17 protein-coding genes and 2 pseudogenes are annotated in these 19,704 nt (G+C 60.4%); 7 read left to right on the top strand and 12 right to left on the bottom strand.

What is annotated here, in order from left to right:
- The 4 genes and pseudogenes from HMPREF3140_RS03030 to HMPREF3140_RS03015 all read right to left on the bottom strand — a co-directional run.
- A pseudogene (locus HMPREF3140_RS03030) lies at nucleotides 1–230 on the bottom strand (hypothetical protein); the annotation flags it as partial.
- A 144-nt stretch (nucleotides 231–374) separates the two neighbouring features.
- Nucleotides 375–677: a PTS lactose/cellobiose transporter subunit IIA gene (locus HMPREF3140_RS03025; RefSeq protein WP_002923158.1), complete on the bottom strand. Its 303-nt coding sequence runs from the start codon at nucleotides 675–677 to the stop codon at nucleotides 375–377.
- Between the two features lie 97 nt (nucleotides 678–774).
- Nucleotides 775–2,097, bottom strand: a complete 1,323-nt coding sequence (locus HMPREF3140_RS03020; protein WP_002923156.1) for a PTS cellobiose transporter subunit IIC — start codon at nucleotides 2,095–2,097, stop codon at nucleotides 775–777.
- An 11-nt stretch (nucleotides 2,098–2,108) separates the two neighbouring features.
- Nucleotides 2,109–2,423, bottom strand: a complete 315-nt coding sequence (locus tag HMPREF3140_RS03015; RefSeq protein WP_004145041.1) for a PTS sugar transporter subunit IIB — start codon at nucleotides 2,421–2,423, stop codon at nucleotides 2,109–2,111.
- A 293-nt stretch (nucleotides 2,424–2,716) separates the two neighbouring features.
- Here HMPREF3140_RS03015 and HMPREF3140_RS03010 point away from each other — a divergent pair, with 293 nt between their 5' ends.
- The 3 genes from HMPREF3140_RS03010 to HMPREF3140_RS03000 all read left to right on the top strand — a co-directional run bounded on the left by HMPREF3140_RS03010 (nucleotide 2,717) and on the right by HMPREF3140_RS03000 (nucleotide 6,516).
- Nucleotides 2,717–3,658 carry a LacI family DNA-binding transcriptional regulator gene (locus tag HMPREF3140_RS03010; protein WP_020324162.1) on the top strand — a complete coding sequence of 314 codons (942 nt, stop codon included), beginning with the start codon at nucleotides 2,717–2,719 and terminating at the stop codon, nucleotides 3,656–3,658.
- 211 nt (nucleotides 3,659–3,869) lie between these two features.
- Nucleotides 3,870–5,240, top strand: coding sequence for an MFS transporter (locus tag HMPREF3140_RS03005; RefSeq protein ID WP_002923153.1), 1,371 nt, complete (start codon nucleotides 3,870–3,872; stop codon nucleotides 5,238–5,240).
- Between the two features lie 13 nt (nucleotides 5,241–5,253).
- The gene (locus HMPREF3140_RS03000; RefSeq protein ID WP_002923152.1) at nucleotides 5,254–6,516 is read left to right on the top strand and encodes a gallate dioxygenase; all 1,263 of its coding nucleotides are present in this window, start codon (nucleotides 5,254–5,256) and stop codon (nucleotides 6,514–6,516) included.
- Here HMPREF3140_RS03000 and HMPREF3140_RS02995 read toward each other — a convergent pair.
- Nucleotides 6,513–7,739 (bottom strand): LysR family transcriptional regulator, encoded by a 1,227-nt coding sequence (locus HMPREF3140_RS02995; RefSeq protein WP_070552845.1) that lies wholly within the window; start codon nucleotides 7,737–7,739, stop codon nucleotides 6,513–6,515. The genes HMPREF3140_RS03000 and HMPREF3140_RS02995 overlap by 4 nt on opposite strands.
- A gap of 127 nt (nucleotides 7,740–7,866) precedes the next feature.
- On the opposite strand from HMPREF3140_RS02995, the gene galB reads away from it, so the two are divergent.
- The 4 genes from galB to HMPREF3140_RS02975 are packed head-to-tail and all read left to right on the top strand — an operon-like array spanning nucleotide 7,867 to nucleotide 11,269.
- Nucleotides 7,867–8,607, top strand: coding sequence for a 4-oxalmesaconate hydratase (galB, locus tag HMPREF3140_RS02990; RefSeq protein WP_004145037.1), 741 nt, complete (start codon nucleotides 7,867–7,869; stop codon nucleotides 8,605–8,607).
- Nucleotides 8,604–9,317, top strand: coding sequence for a 4-carboxy-4-hydroxy-2-oxoadipate aldolase/oxaloacetate decarboxylase (locus tag HMPREF3140_RS02985; RefSeq protein ID WP_004145036.1), 714 nt, complete (start codon nucleotides 8,604–8,606; stop codon nucleotides 9,315–9,317). The genes galB and HMPREF3140_RS02985 overlap by 4 nt, the downstream gene beginning before the upstream one ends.
- Nucleotides 9,318–10,403, top strand: a complete 1,086-nt coding sequence (locus tag HMPREF3140_RS02980) for a 4-oxalomesaconate tautomerase (RefSeq protein WP_004145035.1) — start codon at nucleotides 9,318–9,320, stop codon at nucleotides 10,401–10,403. It abuts the gene before it with no gap.
- Nucleotides 10,404–10,405: 2 nt separating this feature from the next.
- A complete protein-coding gene (locus tag HMPREF3140_RS02975) occupies nucleotides 10,406–11,269 on the top strand; it encodes an NAD(P)-dependent oxidoreductase (RefSeq protein ID WP_032412624.1) in 864 nt (287 codons plus the stop codon).
- A 3-nt stretch (nucleotides 11,270–11,272) separates the two neighbouring features.
- Here the strand turns inward: HMPREF3140_RS02975 and HMPREF3140_RS02970 are convergent, their stop codons facing one another.
- From HMPREF3140_RS02970 to eefB, 7 genes and pseudogenes are all read right to left on the bottom strand, one after another.
- Nucleotides 11,273–11,563 (bottom strand): YicS family protein, encoded by a 291-nt coding sequence (locus HMPREF3140_RS02970; protein WP_002923120.1) that lies wholly within the window; start codon nucleotides 11,561–11,563, stop codon nucleotides 11,273–11,275.
- 106 nt (nucleotides 11,564–11,669) lie between these two features.
- Nucleotides 11,670–12,572, bottom strand: a complete 903-nt coding sequence (locus HMPREF3140_RS02965; RefSeq protein WP_070552844.1) for a DMT family transporter — start codon at nucleotides 12,570–12,572, stop codon at nucleotides 11,670–11,672.
- Between the two features lie 151 nt (nucleotides 12,573–12,723).
- Entirely contained in the window at nucleotides 12,724–14,157 is a 1,434-nt protein-coding gene (gene murP, locus HMPREF3140_RS02960; RefSeq protein WP_070552843.1) for a PTS N-acetylmuramic acid transporter subunit IIBC, read from the bottom strand.
- Nucleotides 14,158–14,181: 24 nt separating this feature from the next.
- On the bottom strand, nucleotides 14,182–15,084 hold the full coding sequence (gene murQ / locus HMPREF3140_RS02955; RefSeq protein WP_023317384.1) for an N-acetylmuramic acid 6-phosphate etherase: 903 nt from the start codon (nucleotides 15,082–15,084) through the stop codon (nucleotides 14,182–14,184).
- 162 nt (nucleotides 15,085–15,246) lie between these two features.
- A complete protein-coding gene (locus tag HMPREF3140_RS02950) occupies nucleotides 15,247–16,410 on the bottom strand; it encodes a multidrug effflux MFS transporter (protein ID WP_004197144.1) in 1,164 nt (387 codons plus the stop codon).
- Nucleotides 16,411–16,455: 45 nt separating this feature from the next.
- Nucleotides 16,456–17,820: a multidrug efflux RND transporter outer membrane subunit EefC gene (eefC, locus tag HMPREF3140_RS02945; RefSeq protein WP_004889164.1), complete on the bottom strand. Its 1,365-nt coding sequence runs from the start codon at nucleotides 17,818–17,820 to the stop codon at nucleotides 16,456–16,458.
- A 3-nt stretch (nucleotides 17,821–17,823) separates the two neighbouring features.
- A pseudogene (gene eefB, locus HMPREF3140_RS29205) lies at nucleotides 17,824–19,704 on the bottom strand (multidrug efflux RND transporter permease subunit EefB); the annotation flags it as partial.

Here is a 19,704-nt window from a genome sequence, read left to right as displayed (position 1 = left end):
GGAATGGCCATATCCGGCGAGGCGGCGGTGGTTTCCGGGTTAGTAATCACGTCGACCTTTTTGTTGGCCGCGGCGTCGATTTTTGCCTGGCGGTCGGCCAGCGCTTTATCAACGGCTTTGGCGACGATGGCGTCGATCTGTTCCTGCGTAAATTCTTGCGCCATGACAGAAATTGGGCACAGCGCGGCGACCACCGCCATGGCTAAAGGCAGTTTTTTTACAGTATTCATGGTTATCTCGCTTTAATAATTAATATATTTCAGATAATAACCATCCCATTCTGGCTAGAATAAATAGCCAAAATAAGCTGATTTGTTTTTTAGGGTACAGCGACGCCGGAGAATAATATTCTCGCTAACGTTATTCCATATTAATTAACGCTGGTACAGATGGATTAATTCTTCTGAGAACTCGCGGGCCAGCAGCGAATTCATCAAATGATCCTGGGCATGTACCATAATCAGCGTCATGGGCTGACGCGCTTCACCGGCATCCTGCCCGATGAGCTGGGTCTGCATCTGATGCGCCCGGCGGGCGTAACCGTCGGCCTCGTTTAAGAGTAAGCGCGCTTCGTCGATATTTCCGGTTCGGGCCGCATGCAGCGCTTCAAAACATAATGAGCGTGACTGTCCCGCATTAACGATAATTTCCATTACCGCATCTTCTAATTCAATCATGTGTATTCCTGAGGTATTTATTATTTAATAATGCAGTGAAAGTCCATTTTCTGCATTATTACGCTGTCATCTTATTATCTCTCCGGAAGGAGAGGGATTAGCTAACGGTTTCTGCTACCGGAACGCTATTTTTGGCTTTCTCAACTTCGGTTTTCATTAAGGAACGTTCATAAGCGCGCAGGAACGGCAGATAAATGACCGCCGACATCACCATGCAGATGAGACACATCACCACCGGGCTCAGGGTCCAGTTAGCCGCCCACGACGCGCCAATTGGGGCCGGCGTAGTCCACGGCGTCAGCGACACCACCTGGCTCAGCCAGCCAAGACGCGTCGCGCCGTAAGCCAGCACCGCGTTGACCATCGGTACGCAGACGAAGGGGATAAACATCATCGGGTTCATGATGATCGGCGCCCCGAACAGAATCGGCTCGTTGATATTAAAGAAGCTCGGCACGATGCCCATCTTGCCGATGGTGCGCAGATGGGTGGCCCGGCTACGCAGCAGCAGGAAGGCCAGCGGCAGGGTAGAACCGACGCCGCCAATCAGCAGATAGTGATCCCAGAAGCCCTGCAGGTAGACGTGCGGCAGTACCGTGCCAGCCGCCAGCGCCGCCTGGTTTGCCGACAGGTTGGCCATCCAGAACGGGTTCATAATGCCGGTAACAATCAGCGAGCCGTGGATACCGGCGAACCAGAAAATCTGGCACATCAGAACAGAGAGCAAAATCGCCGGCAGCGAGTCGGAGGCGGAAACCAGCGGCTCCAGCAGATGCATGATCGCCTGCGGCAGGATCATCCCGGTCTGCGCTTCGATAAACAGATTCAGCGGATGCAGAGTCGCAATAACCACCAGCACCGGGATCAGGATTTCAAACGAACGGGCGACGCCGGTGGGGACCTCTTTCGGCAGACGAATCGTAATGTTGTTTTGCTTCAGCCACGCGTAAACGCGGGTGGAGTAGATGGCGGTGATCAGCGCGGTGAAAATGCCCTGACCGGACAGATACTGAGTGGAAATTTTGCCATCGGCATAGGGCGCGGCGACCAGCAGGAAAGCCATAAACGCCAGCAGACCGGACATCACCGGATCGAGCTGAAACTGACGACCGAGGCTGGCGCCAATGCCGACTGAGATAAAGAAGGTCATCACGCCCATGCTGAGGTTAAACGGCAGCATCAGCTGTTCGCGGTAGTGCTGGGAGAAATCAAGCCAGCCGCGGGCAAAGCCGTTGGTGGTATCGGGTGAAAACGGCGGAAAGATAAATACCAGCATGAAAGAGCCGATGATCATAAACGGCAAGGCGGCAGTGAAGCCATCGCGGATAGCGATAACGTATTTCTGCTGCCCAAGGCGTCCTGCCAGCGGAGTAATAGATTGCTCGATCACGGCAATCATGGACTGATACAGAGAACTCATTTCAACACCTCTCAGTGCGCCGCTGGGATCAGCGACAGAGCATAATTCAGGACGTTGTCTCCCCGCTGCATACCGTAGTCCATCGTATCGATGGGCTGAACGGGAATGTTCAGGGAAGCCGCTTTGTCAGACAGGGTTTTCAACATGTATTTCACCTGGGGGCCAAGCAACACCACCTGATACTGCGGAAACTGCATGTCAAATTCGGAAACGCCATAGGCGTCAATCTGCACCGGCAGGTCACGTTCATTCGCCGCCTCAACCATCTTTCTGACCAGCAGACTGGTGGACATCCCGGCAGAGCAGCACAGCATAATCTTGTACATCGACGACCATCCTCAAAATGTAAAAAGTTATTGCGTGGGTGATTTGATATCAGACGGAAACCGGTTTCCATTTATAAAAAGCAGAACTGTGATAGTGGTCAAGATCTCCTGCTTATAGGGCGGATTTATTGGATTTCGCTCACATTATTCTGTCGATTTGGCGATGTTTTGCGCTGAAATGGAAAATCGGTTTCCAAACAAATGGCGAAATGGATATACTGCGCTGGTCATAATTGAAGCGATTCAGGTTTACAGGATTTTGGCGGGACGCGGCGCCCGCGCAGGGGAAAATGATGTCGACAATCAATGATGTTTCACGACTTGCCGGGGTTTCCAAAGCCACGGTGTCGCGAGTGTTGAGCGGCTCACGTGGCGTGAAGGAAGCCAGTCGTCAGGCGGTGCTGCAGGCGGCGGAAGCGCTCAATTACCGGCCAAACATGATAGCCCAGTCGTTACTCAGCCAGTCCACCGGCTGCATCGGCGTCATCTGCGCCCAGGACAACATCAATCAAACCACCAGCTATCTCTACGCCCTGGAAAAACAGCTCAGCCAGCACCAGAAACACCTGCTGCTGCGCTTCGCCAACACCAGCAACGGCGTGATGAACTCTCTGGAGGAGTTGACCTGCGGGCTGTGCGATAACGTGCTAATCATCGGTGCGCGTTTTCCTCTGAATATTAACCGCCCGGACGTGGTGCTGGTGGACTGCCTCGATAGCGAAGGCGACAACAGTATTCAGTTCGATCATGCTTTCGCCGCCGAAACCGCCTGTCACTATCTGATTAGCCAGGGGAGACGGCAGATTGCGCTGATTCATCCGCAGAGCAGCGGCTTTGCCGACCAGGTGCTGCTGGGCTACAAGCACGCGCTGGAAAAAAACTTTTTGCCGTTTAATCGCAACCTGGTGTTTCTGGATAATACGTCGCCGTCGGTGGCGGTGCAGGAGCTGGTCAATAACGCCACGACGCTGAACTTTAACGCGCTGCTGGTGAGCGATGAACAGCAGGCGCAGCGCGTGGTGCCGCAGCTGCAGGCGTTTAACCGCGCCGTTCCGCAAAATGTCATGGTGTTTAGCCTCGCCGGATCGTTACAGCTGCCCGGTATCCCGACTATCCCGGCGATTGAATATTCCATGGACGCGATGGCGTCGCGGATCGTCAACTGGCTGACCGAGAAAACGGACAACCCGGGCGGCAGCCCGCTGCGCGGCGATTTAATTATTCCGAAGCACTAAACGCTGCTCTTGCCCTGACCCGCCGCCGTTGGCTGCGGGTTTTTTGCTGGCTGGTTTTTGTCGTATCCCTCACATTATAAATAAAACTCATATCTGACGCCGGATTTTCGAACCGGACAGCCTGCGTGACCTGCCTTAAGTTGAGTACGAAAGTTCCACTCAAAAAACACTAACCAGAACATTCGTACCGCCTGCTTGAGGAAGTCACCCTATGAATCACACGAACGTTGTCGATGTGAAAGCGTGGATAGATACCCGCCCGGTCTCGCGCTTTCAATGGAACGTGCTGCTGCTCTGTTTCATCATCATTATGCTGGATGGGTATGACGCCGCGGTGATGGGCTTTGTCGCCCCGGCGCTCATCGAGGACTGGGGCATCAGCCGGGCTGAAATGGGGCCGATTCTTGGGGCGGCCATGTTCGGCGTCGCCATTGGCGCCCTGGTAGCGGGTCCGCTTTCTGACCGCTACGGCCGAAAGCGAATTTTACTCTGGTCGGTGGCGCTGTTTGCGCTGTTCAGCCTGGCCGGCGCCGTGGCGCAAAGCCCGACGCAGCTGGCGCTGATGCGTTTTCTCACCGGCCTTGGCCTTGGCGCGGTGATGCCCAACTGCGTCACGCTGGTGGCGGAATATATGCCGGAGCGGCGTAAAGGGGTGATGATCACCCTGATGTACAGCGGATTCAACGTGGGTTCCGGCCTCGGCGGCTTTATCGCCGCCGGTTTGTTATCGCATTACAGCTGGCACTCGGCGCTGGTTTTTGGCGGCGTGCTGCCGCTCGTGGTGCTCCCCTTTATGATCGTGATGTTGCCAGAGTCGGCGATGAACATGGTGGCGCGCCGACTACCGGGCGAGCAGATTGCCAGGGCGCTTAACCGGCTTGGGGGCCAGTTTACGGCTGAAACCGTTTTCCAGCTGAATGCGCCGCCCATCACGCGGAGCAGCAAAGTGGCGCAGCTGTTCCGGCATGGCTATGCCCGCGGCACGATAGCGCTGTGGTTAACCTATTTTATGGGGCTGTTCGTGATTTACCTGCTGAACGGCTGGCTGCCAACCATTCTCCGCTCCGGCGGCCTGTCGCTGCAGCAGGCGGCGATGATGACCGGCTTGTTCCAGCTCGGCGGCCCGCTGGGCGGGATCCTTGTCGGTATGCTGATGGATCGCGCTTCGGCGAAAGCCGTGATTGCGGCAACCTATTTCCTCGGCTGTCTGTGCCTGTTGTCCCAGGGGGTGATGGATTTCGGTTCGGCGGCGCTGTCGGTGCTGATTTTTATCAGCGGGATGTGCATTAACGGCGCGCAGAACGGTCTGCAGGCCTATTCGCCCGCCTATTATCAAACCGAGATCCGCGCTACCGGCGTCAGCTGGATGCATGGTATCGGCCGTACCGGGGCTATCCTCAGCTCCACGCTGGGCGGGATGCTGATGCTGGCCGTGCCGGGACACTCGTCGATCTTTTTGGTGCTTGCGCTGCCGGCCTGCCTGGCGGGGATCTGTATTTTGTTGCACCGTATGAATCACGCTAAGCCTCGACTCACAGAGGCAGAACTTGACGCTTTGTCATCCCCCCTCGAACACCGATAAGTGGAGTTATCTGATGGCTAACATTCTCGGCGGTATCGCCGTCTCTCATACCCCGACTATCGGCTTCGCGGTCGATCATCATAAACAGCAGGATCCGGCGTGGGCGCCGATCTTCCAGAGCTTCGAACCGCTGCAGCGCTGGCTGGAGGAGAAAAAACCGGATGCGCTGGTATACATCTTTAATGACCATGTGACCGCCTTTTTCTTCGATCACTATTCGACTTTTACGCTGGGAATCGATAGTCAATATGACGTTGCCGATGAGGGAGGCGGACCGCGCTGCCTGCCGCCGGTCCAGGGCAACGCGGCGCTCTCAAGGCACATTGGCGCCAGCCTGATGGCCGACGAGTTTGATATGTCGTTCTTTATGGATAAAAAGCTCGACCACGGCCTTTTCTCGCCGCTTTCGGCGCTGTTGCCCTGGGATGAAGCGCAGGGGTGGCCGACGGCGGTGATCCCGTTACAGATCGGCGTGCTGCAATTTCCGGTACCAAGCGCGCGCCGTTGTTACAAACTCGGCCAGGCGCTGCGCCGGGCGATTGAAAGCTTCCCGGAAGATATCAATGTGGCGATTGTCGCGACCGGCGGGCTCTCGCATCAGGTTCATGGCGAGCGCTGCGGATTTAATAATCCCGACTGGGATGCCCAGTTTGTTGATATGCTGGTTAATGACCCGGAAAAGCTTACCGAAATGACCCTTGGCGAATATGCCGAGCTGGGGGGGATGGAGGGGTCCGAAGTGATCATGTGGCTGGTGATGCGCGGCGCGCTATCAGCCAATGTCACCGAAACCTGGCGCGACTATTACCTGCCGTCGATGACCGGTATCGCCACGCTGATCCTTGAGAACAATGCGCGCCTGCCCCCCGTCGATACCCTGACGCGCCATCGCCAGCATATGGCGCAGCAGCTGGCCGGGGTGGAGAAACTGCCGGGAACCTATCCTTTTACCCACGAGCGCAGCCTGAATGGCTTGCGGCTTAACCGTTTCCTGCATCGGCTGATTGAGCCTGCCTGGCGCGAACGTTTTCTGCAGTCGCCTCAGTCGCTTTATGCCGAAGCCGGACTGAGTGAGGAGGAACAGCAGTTGCTCAACGCGCGCGACTGGCGGGGATTAATTCAGTATGGCGCCAGCTTCTTCCTGCTGGAGAAAATGGGCGCGGTGGTCGGCGTATCCAACCTGCATATTTACGCCGCGATGCGCGGGCAGACGCTGGAGGCGTTTCAGCAAACGCGCAACCAGCAGGTAACCTATTCGGTGGCGGGTAAACGTTAAACGGCCCCGTCCTGAACCTGCTGATAAATAAAACGCAACAGCGCCTGCGTCGCCGGGGAGGGCAGGCTGCCGGCGCGAAACGTCAGCCCGATACGCCGGGTGGTATCGGGCAGGGGAACCGGCAACACGCTGAGCAGCCCATTGTCAGTTTCAAAACGCATCTGGCTGGCGGAGACCGCCGCCAGCATGTCGGAGCCCTGCAGCAATCCTCGCACCATCGCCACATCCCCGGTCTCCACCGTCGGCTGGGGCAGAGGCAGCCCCAGGGTGACAAACGCCTTATCCAGCAAATTGCGCGCCGGCGCGTTGGCGCGCGGCAGCACCCATTGCGCTGTCGCCAGCTGGCTGCGCGGGTCCGGATGGCGCAGCAGCGGGTGGTTATTACGCAGTAAAATCAACATATCCTCTTCGAATAACGCTTCGCTACAGAGGTCCGGGAGATCTTCATCCTGGCGCAGGGCGCCGATAATAAAATCAATATTACCTGCCCGCATATCGGCGACCAGCGACTCATACGGGCTTTCATTGGTCATGAGGGTGATGCCCGGGTGCTGGGCCAGAAAGGCGGCGATGGCGGAGGGCAGTAGCCGGGTCCGGCTCAGCGGCAGGGCGCCAATGCGCACGGTGCCCTCCAGCACCCCGCGACGGGCAGCGAGATCGCTCCAGATGTTTTCCAGCTCGTTGAGCGCTCTGCTCACCGGGGGATAGAGTAGCTCCGCGGCAGGCGTGGGACGCACCCCCTCTGGCGTCCGGCGAAATAGCGCCGAATCCGCTCCTTTTTCCAGGACCTTCAGCGCGGCACTGACCGCCGGCTGAGTGATCCCCAACTGTTGCGCGACGGTTTGGGTATGGTTGACGTGATAGAGCTGAATAAAAATGGCTAAGCGGCGGGTATTGAACAGCCAGCCGGCGTCCGCCAGCGGGCCGCTGCTGCGGGTATGGTGCTTCTGCAGCAGCGCCGGGATGGCCTGCAGGTCGTCAATCGCCCGCCGGGCGCGCGGCAGGATGCACTTGCCATACTCGGTGGGCACCATGCCGCTGTAATGGCGTTCGAACAGCGTGACGTTCAACGCGGCTTCAAGATCGCGAATAGCCCGGGTTATCGCTGACTGCGTGCGGAATAAGTCATCGGCCGCGCGTGAGACGCTACCGCGCAGCGCGACCTGACAGAAAAAGCGCAGCTGCATGATATTTATAATTTTATCGTGCTTTCTCTTTAGCATTGTTCGTCAGGCCTGAAAAAGTGAGTGAGACGACAACATAAATAAAAATCATAGCCTTCGCAAGTTAACGAATTACCTCCCCACGACGGGACATGACAAGCTGAAAAAAACAACAGAGGAAGCCATCATGTCTCATCCGGTTAGCGAAAAAAGTGCCCTTGTCGTCAGCGCCCACTCGGCCGATTTCGTCTGGCGCGCGGGCGGTGCGATAGCGCTGCATGCCCTGCAGGGCTATCAGGTCCATGTGGTCTGTTTATCCTTTGGCGAGCGCGGCGAGTCCGCCAAACTGTGGCGTAAAGGCAACATGACCGAGGAGGCGGTGAAGCAGGTGCGTCGCGAAGAGGCGCAGGCCGCCGCCGCGATCCTGGGCGCCAGCGTCGAATTCTTTGATATCGGCGACTATCCGCTGCGCGCCGATAAAGAGACGCTATTTCGTCTGGCGGATGTGTATCGCCGTATCCAGCCCCACTTTGTCCTGACGCACTCCCTGCAGGATCCCTATAACTACGATCACCCCCTGGCCTCCCATCTGGCGCAGGAAGCGCGGATTATCGCCCAGGCAGAGGGCTATCGCCCCGGTGAGAAAATTGTCGCTGCTCCCCCGGTTTACTGTTTCGAACCGCACCAGCCGGAGCAGTGCAACTGGAAACCCGATGTGTTACTGGACATCACCGCTGTCTGGGAGAAAAAGTATCAGGCCATTCAGTGCATGCAGGGTCAGGAGCATCTGTGGGAATACTACACCCGCGTGGCGCTGCAGCGCGGGGTGCAGGCCAAGCGCAATATCGGCATCACGGCCGCGCGCGATATCGTTCACGGCGAAGCCTTCCAGAGCATCTTCCCCCGCGTAACGGAGAACCTGGCATGAACCTGTTAAATAAAAAAGGCCTTGTGATCCGCCACCTGCCGCGCCATGACGAGGCGGTTTTGCGCCGCTGTGAGGCGGCCGGGGTGGCGACGCTCCATGAAGCCTGGGATCGTCAGGGGCTGATGGGGCCGGCAATCCGTCCGATTCAGCAGGGCGTTAGCCGGGCGGGCAACGCGGTAACCGTGCTGGTGACGCCTGGCGACAACTGGATGTTTCATGTGGCGGTCGAGCAGTGCCGCGCCGGCGATATTCTGGTGGTGGCCCCGACCTCGCCGTGCGGCGATGGCTTCTTCGGCGATCTACTGGCGACGTCTCTCCAATCGCGCGGCGTGGTCGGGCTGGTGGGCGATATCGGCATTCGTGATTCGCAAACGTTGCGGGAAATGGGATTCGCCGTCTGGTCCCGCCAGGTTTATGCCCAGGGGACGGTGAAAGAGAGCCTCGGTTCGGTTAACGTCCCGGTGATATGCGCAGGTCAGCTTGTACAGCCGGGCGATGTCGTGGTGGCCGACGACGATGGCGTCGTGGTGCTGCCTCACGCCCGGGTCCGTGATGTGCTCCATAAAGCGGAAGCCCGCATGAGCAATGAGCTTGCGAAACGTGAGCGGATGCGCAATGGCGAGTTGGGGCTGGATATTTACGCTATGCGTCCGCGTCTGGCGGAAAAGGGCCTGCGGTATTACGACCGCGCAGACGAGGTGGAGGAATAAATGGCGCAACGCGGAATCCCCTGTCTATGGATGCGCGGCGGCACCTCTAAAGCGGCCTGTTTTCTGGCCGACGATCTGCCTGCCGATCCGGTGCGACGTGATGCGGTGCTGCTGGCGGTGATGGGCTCGCCTGATCCCCGGCAAATTGACGGGATCGGCGGCGCCGATCCGCTGACCAGCAAAGTGGCGATTATCCGCCGCTCCGCACGGCCTGACGCCGATGTGGACTATCTGTTTGCCCAGGTGAACGTGGCGGCGGCTACCGTGGATTATGGCCAAAACTGCGGCAATATTCTCGCCGCCGTTGGCCCTTTCGCCATCGAGCGCGGTCTGGTTCGTCACGATGCGCCGCTCACTCGGGTGCGTATTTTTATGGAGAACACGGGGCAACTGGCGGTGGCAGAGATCCCCTGTGACGCCGACGGGGTCAACTACGTCGGCGAGAGCCGTATCGATGGCGTGCCGGGCAGCGCCAGCCCGATCCTGCTCCATTTTCTTGATGTCGCCGGCTCCAGCTGCGGGGCGCTGCTGCCGACCGGCCGGGTTCGTGACCGTTTTGACGGCGTCGAGGTGACCTGCATCGATAACGGAATGCCGGTGATCCTGCTGCGCGCGTGCGACCTCGGTTGCACCGGCTATGAGACGCGCGAACAGCTGGATAATGACGACGCGCTTAAACGTCGCCTGGAGTCGATTCGCCTGCAGGCCGGGCCGCTGATGCAGCTTGGCGACGTCAGCCAGCGCACGGTGCCCAAGATGACCCTGATCGCCGAGCCGCGACACGGCGGCGCCATCAGCAGCCGCACCTTTATCCCCCACCGCTGCCACGCGTCGATCGGCGTATTTGGCGCGGTGAGCGTGGCCAGCGCTTGTCTGCTCCCCGGCTCTGTCGCGCAGGGCCTGGCGCAGGTAGCGCCAGGCGATACGCCGCTGCTCAGCGTCGAGCATCCGACAGGCGAATTTAGCGTGACGCTTCAGCTTGATGCTGACGGCGCCCTGGCTGGCTGCGGCCTGTTACGCACGGCGCGACTGCTGTTTGCTGGCGAGGTTTTTATTCCGGCCCGCGTCTGGCCGCGTGAGGAGTGATGATGACAATCGCGTTTATTGGTTTTGGCGAGGCGGGTGGCATTCTGGCGGCGGATCTGGCCCGTGAGCATGCGGTGACCATTTGGGATTGCAAGCTCAATGGCCCGGAGCGAGAGGCAATGCTCAGGAAAGCCCGTGATTCGCGCGTTCAGGTGGGAAATTCGCTGGCGCAGGCGCTGGAGGGGGCCACGCTGGTTTTTTCTACTGTGACCGCCGGTGAGGCGCTAAAGGTGGCGCAGCAGGCGGCCGCGCTGCTGCAGCCGGGACAATATTTCCTCGATCTCAACTCCGTGGCGCCGGAGACGAAACGGCAGGCGGCTGAACATTTTCTGCCGGGCGCCTACATTGATGTCGCGGTGATGGCGCCGGTACCGCCGGCCCGATTGCAGACACCGTTATTGATCGGCGGGCCGCAGGCGGAGGCGATCGCGCCGCGTCTGCAGGGGCTGGGGCTGAATGCCCGCTATGGCGCCAGTACGGTGGGCCAGGTGTCGGCGATAAAAATGTGCCGTAGCGTGATGATCAAAGGTCTTGAAGCGCTTACCACAGAATGCCTGTTCGCGGCTCGTGAATACGGCGTTGAGGAGGAGGTGCTTAGCTCCTTGCATCATAGTTTCCCCTCTCTGGGCTGGACAGGCGCGTTCCCCGACTATCTGATCAGCCGGGTGGCGGAACATGGCATTCGGCGCAGCGAAGAGATGGAAGAGGTGGTGAAAACCCTGCGTGACGTGGGGAGCGCCGGGATAATGAGCGAGGCGATCGCGAAAAGCCAGCGCCAGCTGCCGGAGCAGATGGCCGCCCGTAGCCTGAGCTACAGGCAGCTGACGCCGTTTGACTGGAAAACGCTGGTCGCGAGGCTGAAATAACCGCTATTTGGCCGGACAGACGATTTTGTCGATTGCGGCCTGGTAGCTTTTCTGGTTATTGCGCTCCTTCGCCAGCGTTGCTTCGCGGACCGCGTTCTTGTTACCGTCGGTCGCCAGCACTTTATTGGCAAAATCGTTGTCGCTGAGGTGGCTTGCTGGCGCGCATTTTTCCTTCACCGCTTTGAGCACCTGCTGTTTTTGCTGCTCGAACTGCAGGCTTTGCAGCGGTGATTCGGCCCACGCCGACGTGGCGCTCAGGGCGGTGACCAGGCATACCATCCAACATGCTTTCATCAGGCTTCTCCTTCCGTAATCGCTTCCGTCAACTATATGCGCAGGCGCGAAAACACGCAAATAGTGGTCAGTTTAACTTATTGAAAATGCGCTTTTTATCGCCTGCTCAGGCGGCTCTCACCCGCCGCCGCGAGTCGATGGCGATCAGCACCACCGACGCGAGGATCAGCAGAGTGCCCAGCCAGTCCGGCAGCGTGAAGGTGATCCCCAGCAGCAGGAGCGACAGCAGGGCGCTGCTCAGCGGTTCGGCGCAGCTGAGGATCCCGGCCTTTGCGCCGCCAATCTTCTGCGCGCCGTTGAGATAGAGGCTGAAGGTCAGCGAAGTACCGATCACCACCAGGTAGAAAAAAGCTAACAGCAGGCTGCCGTTAACCACAAAATCGGTGCCCTGGCCGCCGTAAAACGGCAATAGCATCGCGCCGCCGAACAGCATGCTCCAGCCGACGATGGGCAGCGTCCCGTAGCGGGCAATCAGCGTTGAAGGATAGGTGGTATAAAACGCGGCGGCAAACGCCGAGGCGATCCCCCAGAACAGCGCCGCCGGCGAAATCGACAGCGTCGTTGGGTTGCCGTGGGTCACCAGCAGAAAGGTGCCCGCCAGCGAGGTGCAGATAGCTCCCAGCACCGGCGGTGTGGGACGCGCTTTGCGGGCGAGGGCGAACCAGGCGACGATGATCGTCGGCGACAAAAACTGCAGCACCGTGGCCGTGGCGGCATTGGATTTTTCAATGGTCATCAGAAAGGTGAACTGCACGGTTAGCGCGCCAAACAGCGAGAAAAACAGCAGGCTTAGGGCGTCGCGGCGGTTTTGCAGCACGCGGAAAATGCGGTCGCCGTGAACAAAGCCGAGCATCAGCAGGATCAGCCCGGCGAACAGCAGACGCGTCATGGTCAGAAACGGCGACGACATCTGGCTTTCCTGCATAATAAATTGCGCACACACCCCGGAACTGCCCCACAGCACGGCGGCAATCAGTACGTTCAGCATCCCTTTTTTGCTGGAGCCCATCTTTTCCTCAAGCGAAATATGACAAAGGGGAATCATAGCATGCGCGCGCCCGGGCGGCGGGGCAGGAAATGGTAGTCGGGCGCGGCGGCGTAACTATTTTGCAGGCCCGGTAAGGCGAAGCCGCCGCCGGGCATTAACCGATAGTCGCGTTCTAGCTTAAATCGACATTTTTACTGCCGAACAGCCAGGTGAGGACAAAGCCGCACAGGTAGGAGACCGCCAGCCCGCCGGCGTAGACCGCCATCCCGGCGTAAATTCCGCTGCCGGAGGTCATCAGCGGCAGCGCCACCAGACCGGACGGGCCGAACACCGTGTTCAGGCCGACCGGCAGCCCCAGCCAGGCGATCAGTCCGACGAAGAACCCGCCGCAGGCGCCGCCGAGGCAGGCGGTGACAAACGGCTTCATCCGCGGCAGGGTGACGCCGTAGATCAGCGGCTCGCCAATCCCGAGGAAGCCCGGAATAATCGCCCCTTTAATCTGGGTTCGCAGCAGCGAATCGCGCTTCGCCCGCCAGAACAGCGCCAGCGCCGCCCCCACCTGCCCGGCCCCGGCCATCGCCAGGATCGGGAACAGCGAGTTAAAGCCCTGGGCGTCCACCAGCGCAAAATAGACCGGGACAAACCCCTGATGGACGCCAAACATCACCGCCAGCAGGAACAGGCCGGCCAGCACCGCCGAGCCAAACGGGTTGCCGTTAAGATGCAGGAACAGCCATGACATGCCGGTAAACAACCAGCCGCCAATCGGCATGATCACCGTAAAGGTCACCGCGCCCATGATCAGCAGCGTCACCGCCGAAGTGAGGATCATATCGAGGTTGGCCGGCATCACCCGCCGCACCTGGCGTTCAACCCACGCGCCAAGGATAGCGGCGATCAGTACGCCGATGATATTGCCGCGCGGATCGATGCCATGGCCGAAGAAGGTGGAAATGCCGGCGTAGAAGCCGCTGGTTGCCTCCGGGTTGTAGCCCAGCACGAACAGCGAGGCGATAATCGCGCCGTTCACGCCGGAGCCGCCGAACGCCTTCTGCGCGTTATAGCCAATCAGAATACTCAGAAAGGTGAACATCCCTTTGCTGAAGACCTTCATATAGCCAATCAGCGCCACCAGGCTGGCGTTCGGATAGGCGTTCTCCAGTACGAAAACCTGTTCCGCCAGGGTGGCGAAGCCCAGCAGCAGCCCGACGGCGATAAAGCCGGGGATCAGCGGCGTAAAGATAGTGGCGAATTTGGCGAGAAACTTCTGCACCGCGCTGGTCTGCTTGCCCTTCAGCGCCTGCTTTTTCTCCGCCGCGACGTCGGCCAGCGTCGGTGCGGCGGCGGGCGCCGCCTCCAGCAGGCCGTTCATCATTTCGGCGGCGGTTTGCGCCTTGCCGGGGCCGAGCACCACCTGGAACTGCTCGTCGCTGACGATCACCCCCATCACGCCGTCAATCTGGCGGATGGCGGCGCTGTCGGCCAGACTTTCATCGCGCAGGGTCAAGCGCAGGCGCGTCATGCAATTGCCCGCCTGCGCGACGTTTGCGGCGCCGCCCACGTGGGCGAGGATCCGCGCTATCATCTCTTTCGTTATTTTTGCCATTGCCCGTTACCTGTCTGTCGGCGCTCAGGTGTTGCTGAGCGCCTTGCGGATATAGCCGTTGTTTTTCGCCAGCAGCGACTGCGCCTCTGCGGCGCTTAAGTCCGCCAGCACCATCACGATCGCCGTTTTACAGTGGCGGCCGCAGGCCTCCAGCGCCTTCTGGGCGGTGGCGCGATCGCAGTCGGTGGCCTCCATCACGATAGAGACCTGGCGCTCAATCAGCTTGGCGTTGGTCGCTTCAACGTCGACCATCAGGTTGCTGTACACCTTGCCGACGCGGATCATCGCCCCGGTGGAGATCATGTTCAGCACCAGCTTCTGCGCGGTGCCGGCTTTCAGGCGGGTAGAGCCAGTGACCACTTCCGGGCCGACCACCGGGGTGATCGCCACGTCCGCCAGCTGGGCCATTTCGCCATGCGGGTTACAGCTGACGATGGCGACAAAGGCATTCTGTCTATGGGCGTATTCCATGGCGCCAATGACGTACGGCGTGCGTCCGCTGGCCGCCAGCCCCACCAGCACATCGCGGTTGCTGAAGTTCAGGTTCTGCAGATCCATCGCCCCCTGCGCTTTGTTGTCTTCCACATTTTCCACGGCGCTGAGAATCGCTTTATGTCCGCCGGCGATGATCCCCACCACCTGCTCCGGGCGGGTGCCGAAGGTTGGCGGGCATTCACTGGCATCGAGGATCCCCAGACGCCCTGAGGTACCCGCGCCAATGTAAATCAAGCGGCCACCGGCCTGCAGCGCCGCCGCGACCTTATCCACCACCTCGGCAATCTGCGGCAGATAGGGCGTTATCGCCTGGGCTACCTGCTGGTCTTCCTGGTTTATCACCGTCAGCATCTCGAGGGTGGAGAGGGTGTCAATGTTGGCGCTGTTGGCGTTACGTCGCTCGGTCAGCAGTTTGCTCAGGTCGATACTCATAGAAACCTCGTTATTCTCAGTGGCGCGCAGTATAAGGAATTATTTATTCCTTGCCTGTGAAGAGTATCACGATTAGTACGTGGAGAATAATACGAGAATGGTAGATATGGCGGGAAATAGTGCGGTAATAAATCTGGAATATTTTATTACCGCAGCAGGAGATTAGCGTGCGTCGCGCGGTTTGCTGAGGCCCAGCAGCAGCGCCAGCAGGTAGCAGATGGCCATCGCGAGGCTCATTTTCAGCATCGTTTCGCCGCCGAGACCCGCCAGCGGCGCGGCGATGCCGCCGAAGACAAACATCAGGGTGCCCATCAGCGCGGACGCGGTCCCGGACTGCGCGGCGTCGACGGCGCTCATCGCCTCCGCGCCGGCGACGGTGCTGATGCCGCTCATCAGCGACACGGTAAAGAACAGGCCGACCAGCGCCAGCATCGGCAGATGCAGCCAGGCAAACAGCAGCATGATCGCCGCACAGCTCACGGCCAGCGTCAGGCCGCCGCGCAGCAGGCTTTCGGCGCTAAAGCGGCGCGCCAGACGGGAAAAGATCATCGCGGCGATGATCAGCCCGATACCGTTCAGACCGAACAGCAGACTGAACTGCATGGCGCTCATGCCGTATTCGCTCTGCATCACGAAGGAAGAAGAGCCGATGTAGGAGAACAGCCCGGCCATCATAAAGGCCTGGATCAGGCAGAAGCGCAGAAAGCGGCGATTTTTCAGCACCGGCTGGCCGGGCCGTTGGCGGCTGGCATGCGCCGCTGTGGCCGGGCGCGTTTCCCGCAGGATCGCCAGGCTCATCACCAGCAGCACGCCGCCAATGGCGGCCATCGTCCAGAAGAGAATTCGCCAGTCGAAGGCGGTGATAACGTAGCCGCCCAGCACCGGGGACAGCACCGGCGCAATGCCGTTCACGGTCATCAGCAGGGCGAAAAACTGGGTCAGCAGGGTGCCCTGGTATTTATCGCGGGCGATGGATCGCGACAGCACCGAGCCGCCGGCGCCGGCAAAGCCTTGTAAAAAGCGCCAGACAATCAGCATGTTGATATCGCGGGTCAGGGCGCACATCGCCGAAGAGAAGATAAACAGCAGCAGAGACAGCGCCAGCGGTTTCAGGCGGCCAATGCGGTCGCTCAGCGGGCCGAAAAACAGCTGACCCAGGCCGAGACCAATCAGCGCGGCGGTCAACGACAGCTGGGTCTGGGTGCTGGTGGCCTGCAGCTGCTGAGTGATCTCCGGCAGCGCCGGTAGATAAAAATCCGTGCACAGCGGGCCGATACCCGACAGCAGGCCGAGGATCAGCGCCCAGGAGAGGGAAACACGTGCCATAACGATTCCTTGTAGAGGCCGGGCTCGGTCGCCCGGCGGGTAAGTTTAACTGGCGCCGCCGCCCAGCGACTGCCAGAGGGTGATCCGGTTATTGAGGTCGGTCTGCTGCAGGGACAGCAGCGTCGTTTTCGCCGACCACAGCGTGCGCTGAGCGGTGAGCACCGACAGATAATCGCCGACCCCGGCCTGATAGCTCTTCATGGCGATATCCAGCGATGTCTGCTCGGCGGCGACATACTGCCGCTGAGCATCAAGCTCTTCGCTCAGCGTTTCCCGGCGCGCCAGCGCATCGGCAACGTCCTTAAACGCGCTCTGAATCGATTTCTCGTAGGTGGCGATCAGCCCCTTTTTCTCCGCTTCCGCATAGCGCAGCTGCGCCAGGTTGCTGCCGCCGGTGAACAGCGGCAGGCTGATGGAGGGGGCGAACGACCACACCTGCATCCCGTGGCTGAACAGCGACGACAGCGAGTCGCTGCCGACCCCGGCGCTGGCGGTCAGGGAAATCGACGGGAAGAAGTTCGCCCGCGCCGCGCCGATATCGGCATTGGCGCTCTTCAGATTGTGCTCCGCTTCCTGAATGTCCGGCCGACGCAGCAGCACCGACGACGACACGCCCGCCGGCACCAGCGCGATGCTGTTATCCCCGAGACTCTCGAGAGTGCCGGGCAGCAGGCTCTCCGGCACGGTTTCCCCCGCCAGCAGGTTAATGGCGTTTTTATCCTGCGCCACCAGCGTGCGATAGCTGGCGACGCTGGCGCGCGCCTGCTGATAGACGCTTTCCGCCGAGCTTACATCGCCGGCTGAGGCGGTGCCAACCGCCATCTGGCGGGCGACGATGTTGCGCGAGTTTGCCGCGCTGTCCATGGTCTGCTGCGCCAGCGCCAGATTGCTGTTATCCGTCGCCAGCGTCACCCAGGCGGTGGTCAAATCGGCAATCATCGTCAGCCGGGTATTCTGCGCGGTGAATTCGCTGGCAAGCCAGGTTTCGCGCGCCGCGCGCGACAGGCTCTGGTTCTTGCCGAACAAGTCCAGTTCGAAGCTGGAGACCGCGCCGTCGGCCTGTGAAGCGGAGCTCAGGCCACTGGCCACCGTTTTGCTGCGGGTGTGGCTCAGTTCGGCATCAACGGTGGGAAACAGCGATGCCCGCGTTTCGCCATACTGGGCGCGAGCGGCTTCAATATCGGCCAATGCCTTTTGCACATCGCGGTTGCTGTTCAGCGCGATGCTGACCACTTTTTTCAGCCGCGCGTCATTGACCACTTTCTGCCAGTCGCCGACCACCGCCGTCGATTCGCCGTGCGCCCCGGGCAGGGTGGCCGGCACCGGCGCGGCCGGGCGATCATAATGCGGGTCAAGCGAGACGCAGCCCGCGGTCAGGAGCGCGATAAACATAAAACTCAAACGAAACATACCTTACTCCTGAGAAGGACGTGGGCGGGTGAAGAGACGTTTCACCAGCACGAAGAACAGCGGTACGAAGAACACCGCCAGCAGGGTGGCCGTCAGGGTGCCGCCGATAATCCCGGTGCCGATCGCCACGCGGCTGTTGGCTCCGGCGCCGGTGGCGATGGCCAGCGGCAGCACCCCGGCGATAAACGCCAGCGAGGTCATGACAATCGGGCGCAGGCGAGTCTGCGCGGCGCGGATCGCCGCCCGGGAGAGCGAATACCCCTCATCCACGGCGGATTCAGCGAACTCCACGATCAGGATGGCGTTTTTCGACGACAGGCCGATGGTGGTCAGCAGCGCCACCTGGAAGTAGACGTCGTTGCTTAAGCCGCGCAGCGTCGCTGCCAGCGCCGCGCCAAGCAGGCCGAGCGGGATGACCATGATCACCGAGAACGGCACCGACCAGCTCTCATACAGCGCCGCCAGGCACAGGAACACCACCAGAATCGAGATGGCGTACAGGCTCATCGCCTGGCCGCTGGCCAGCTTTTCCTGCAGCGAAATGCCGCTCCACGCCCAGGTGGAGCCCGCCGGCAGGCTGTCGGCCAGCTTTTCCATCTTGTCCATCGCCGCGCCGGAGCTGAAGCCGGCGGCGTTTTCGCCCTGGATCTCAAAGGCGGCGGAGCCGTTGTAGCGCACCAGGCTTTCCGGGCCGTATTGCCAGTGGGTGGTGGCGAAGGCGGAGAACGGCGTCATGCTGTTATCGCTGCCGCGAACGAACCATTTGCCAAGGTCCGACGGCACCGCGCGCGCGTCGCTTTCGCCCTGGATATAGACCTTTTTCACCCGGCCGCGATCGATAAAGTCATTCACGTAGGTACCGCCCCAGGCGCTGGAGAGCGTATCGGTCACGTCGCTCAGCGACAGCCCCAGCGAGACGGCTTTGTTGTTGTCGATATCCACCTGCAGCTGCGGCATCTGCGGCAGGTCGTTAGCGCGCACCGACTGCAGTTCGCTGCTCTGGTTGGCCGCCGCCAGCAGCTGGCTGCGCAGCTTCATCAGGCTGTCGCGGTCGGTACCGCCGCTGGCCATCAGCTCGAAGGTGAAGCCGTTGCTCTGCCCGAGACCGTCTACCGACGGCGGGGTCATGGCGAAGAGGGTGGCGTCGCGGATCGTCCCCAGCTCTTTGGTGGCGCGCAGGGCGATGGCCTGGGCGGTGTTGTCGTCCCCTTTGCGCTGCGACCAGTTTTTCAGCGACACGAAGGCCATCCCGGCGTTCTGCCCGCTGCCGCTAAAGCTGAAGCCGTCGACGGTGAAAATGACGTCGGTATTGGCTTTCTCTTTGGTGAGGAACCAGTCGGTGACCTGGCGGCGCACCTCGGCGGTACGCACCGCCGTCGCCCCGGCGGGCAGGGTGTACTGGACCATGATCTCCCCCTGGTCCTCCACCGGCAGGAAGCTGCCCGGCAGCTTCCACATCGCCAGCGCCATCGCCCCGCAAATCAGCGCGTAAGCGCCCATCATCACTGCGCCCCGGCGCAGGCCGCCGAGCACCCGGCGCTGGTAGCCCGCCTCCGTACGTCCCCACAGGCGGTTAAAGGCGCCGAAGAACCCTTTGGTGTGCGGTTTGGAGTGGCTGAGCAGCGCGCCGCACAGCGCCGGGGTGAGGGTCAGCGCTACCACCACCGACAGCATCATCGCCGAGATAATGGTTACCGAGAACTGGCGATAGATGACCCCGGTCGAACCGCCGAAGAAGGCCATCGGCAGGAACACCGCCGACAGCACCAGGGCAATCGCCACCAGCGCGCCGGAGATTTCGCCCATCGATTTTTCGGTGGCTTCGCGAGCGGGGAGCCCTTCGTCGCGCATAATGCGCTCGACGTTCTCCACCACCACGATGGC

This window comes from Klebsiella sp. HMSC16A12 (assembly GCF_001808265.1).
Taxonomy (GTDB): Bacteria; Pseudomonadota; Gammaproteobacteria; order Enterobacterales; family Enterobacteriaceae; genus Klebsiella; species Klebsiella pneumoniae.
This window is presented reverse-complemented; position numbering and strand designations above follow the sequence as displayed.

What these genes read in the sequence shown, in the direction of transcription:
- HMPREF3140_RS03020 (WP_002923156.1), bottom strand. Translation starts at nt 2,097, where the DNA reads ATGAGTTCTCTGTATCAGTCCATGATTGCCGTGATCGAGCAATCTATT.
- HMPREF3140_RS03010 (WP_020324162.1), top strand. Translation starts at nt 2,717, where the DNA reads ATGTCGACAATCAATGATGTTTCACGACTTGCCGGGGTTTCCAAAGCC.
- HMPREF3140_RS02970 (WP_002923120.1), bottom strand. Translation starts at nt 11,563, where the DNA reads ATGAAAGCATGTTGGATGGTATGCCTGGTCACCGCCCTGAGCGCCACG.
- HMPREF3140_RS02985 (WP_004145036.1), top strand. Translation starts at nt 8,604, where the DNA reads ATGAACCTGTTAAATAAAAAAGGCCTTGTGATCCGCCACCTGCCGCGC.
- HMPREF3140_RS03025 (WP_002923158.1), bottom strand. Translation starts at nt 677, where the DNA reads ATGATTGAATTAGAAGATGCGGTAATGGAAATTATCGTTAATGCGGGA.
- HMPREF3140_RS02950 (WP_004197144.1), bottom strand. Translation starts at nt 16,410, where the DNA reads ATGGCACGTGTTTCCCTCTCCTGGGCGCTGATCCTCGGCCTGCTGTCG.
- HMPREF3140_RS03000 (WP_002923152.1), top strand. Translation starts at nt 5,254, where the DNA reads ATGGCTAACATTCTCGGCGGTATCGCCGTCTCTCATACCCCGACTATC.
- HMPREF3140_RS03015 (WP_004145041.1), bottom strand. Translation starts at nt 2,423, where the DNA reads ATGTACAAGATTATGCTGTGCTGCTCTGCCGGGATGTCCACCAGTCTG.
- HMPREF3140_RS02980 (WP_004145035.1), top strand. Translation starts at nt 9,318, where the DNA reads ATGGCGCAACGCGGAATCCCCTGTCTATGGATGCGCGGCGGCACCTCT.
- murP (WP_070552843.1), bottom strand. Translation starts at nt 14,157, where the DNA reads ATGGCAAAAATAACGAAAGAGATGATAGCGCGGATCCTCGCCCACGTG.
- HMPREF3140_RS03005 (WP_002923153.1), top strand. Translation starts at nt 3,870, where the DNA reads ATGAATCACACGAACGTTGTCGATGTGAAAGCGTGGATAGATACCCGC.
- HMPREF3140_RS02995 (WP_070552845.1), bottom strand. Translation starts at nt 7,739, where the DNA reads ATGCTAAAGAGAAAGCACGATAAAATTATAAATATCATGCAGCTGCGC.
- galB (WP_004145037.1), top strand. Translation starts at nt 7,867, where the DNA reads ATGTCTCATCCGGTTAGCGAAAAAAGTGCCCTTGTCGTCAGCGCCCAC.
- HMPREF3140_RS02975 (WP_032412624.1), top strand. Translation starts at nt 10,406, where the DNA reads ATGACAATCGCGTTTATTGGTTTTGGCGAGGCGGGTGGCATTCTGGCG.
- HMPREF3140_RS02965 (WP_070552844.1), bottom strand. Translation starts at nt 12,572, where the DNA reads ATGGGCTCCAGCAAAAAAGGGATGCTGAACGTACTGATTGCCGCCGTG.
- eefC (WP_004889164.1), bottom strand. Translation starts at nt 17,820, where the DNA reads ATGTTTCGTTTGAGTTTTATGTTTATCGCGCTCCTGACCGCGGGCTGC.
- murQ (WP_023317384.1), bottom strand. Translation starts at nt 15,084, where the DNA reads ATGAGTATCGACCTGAGCAAACTGCTGACCGAGCGACGTAACGCCAAC.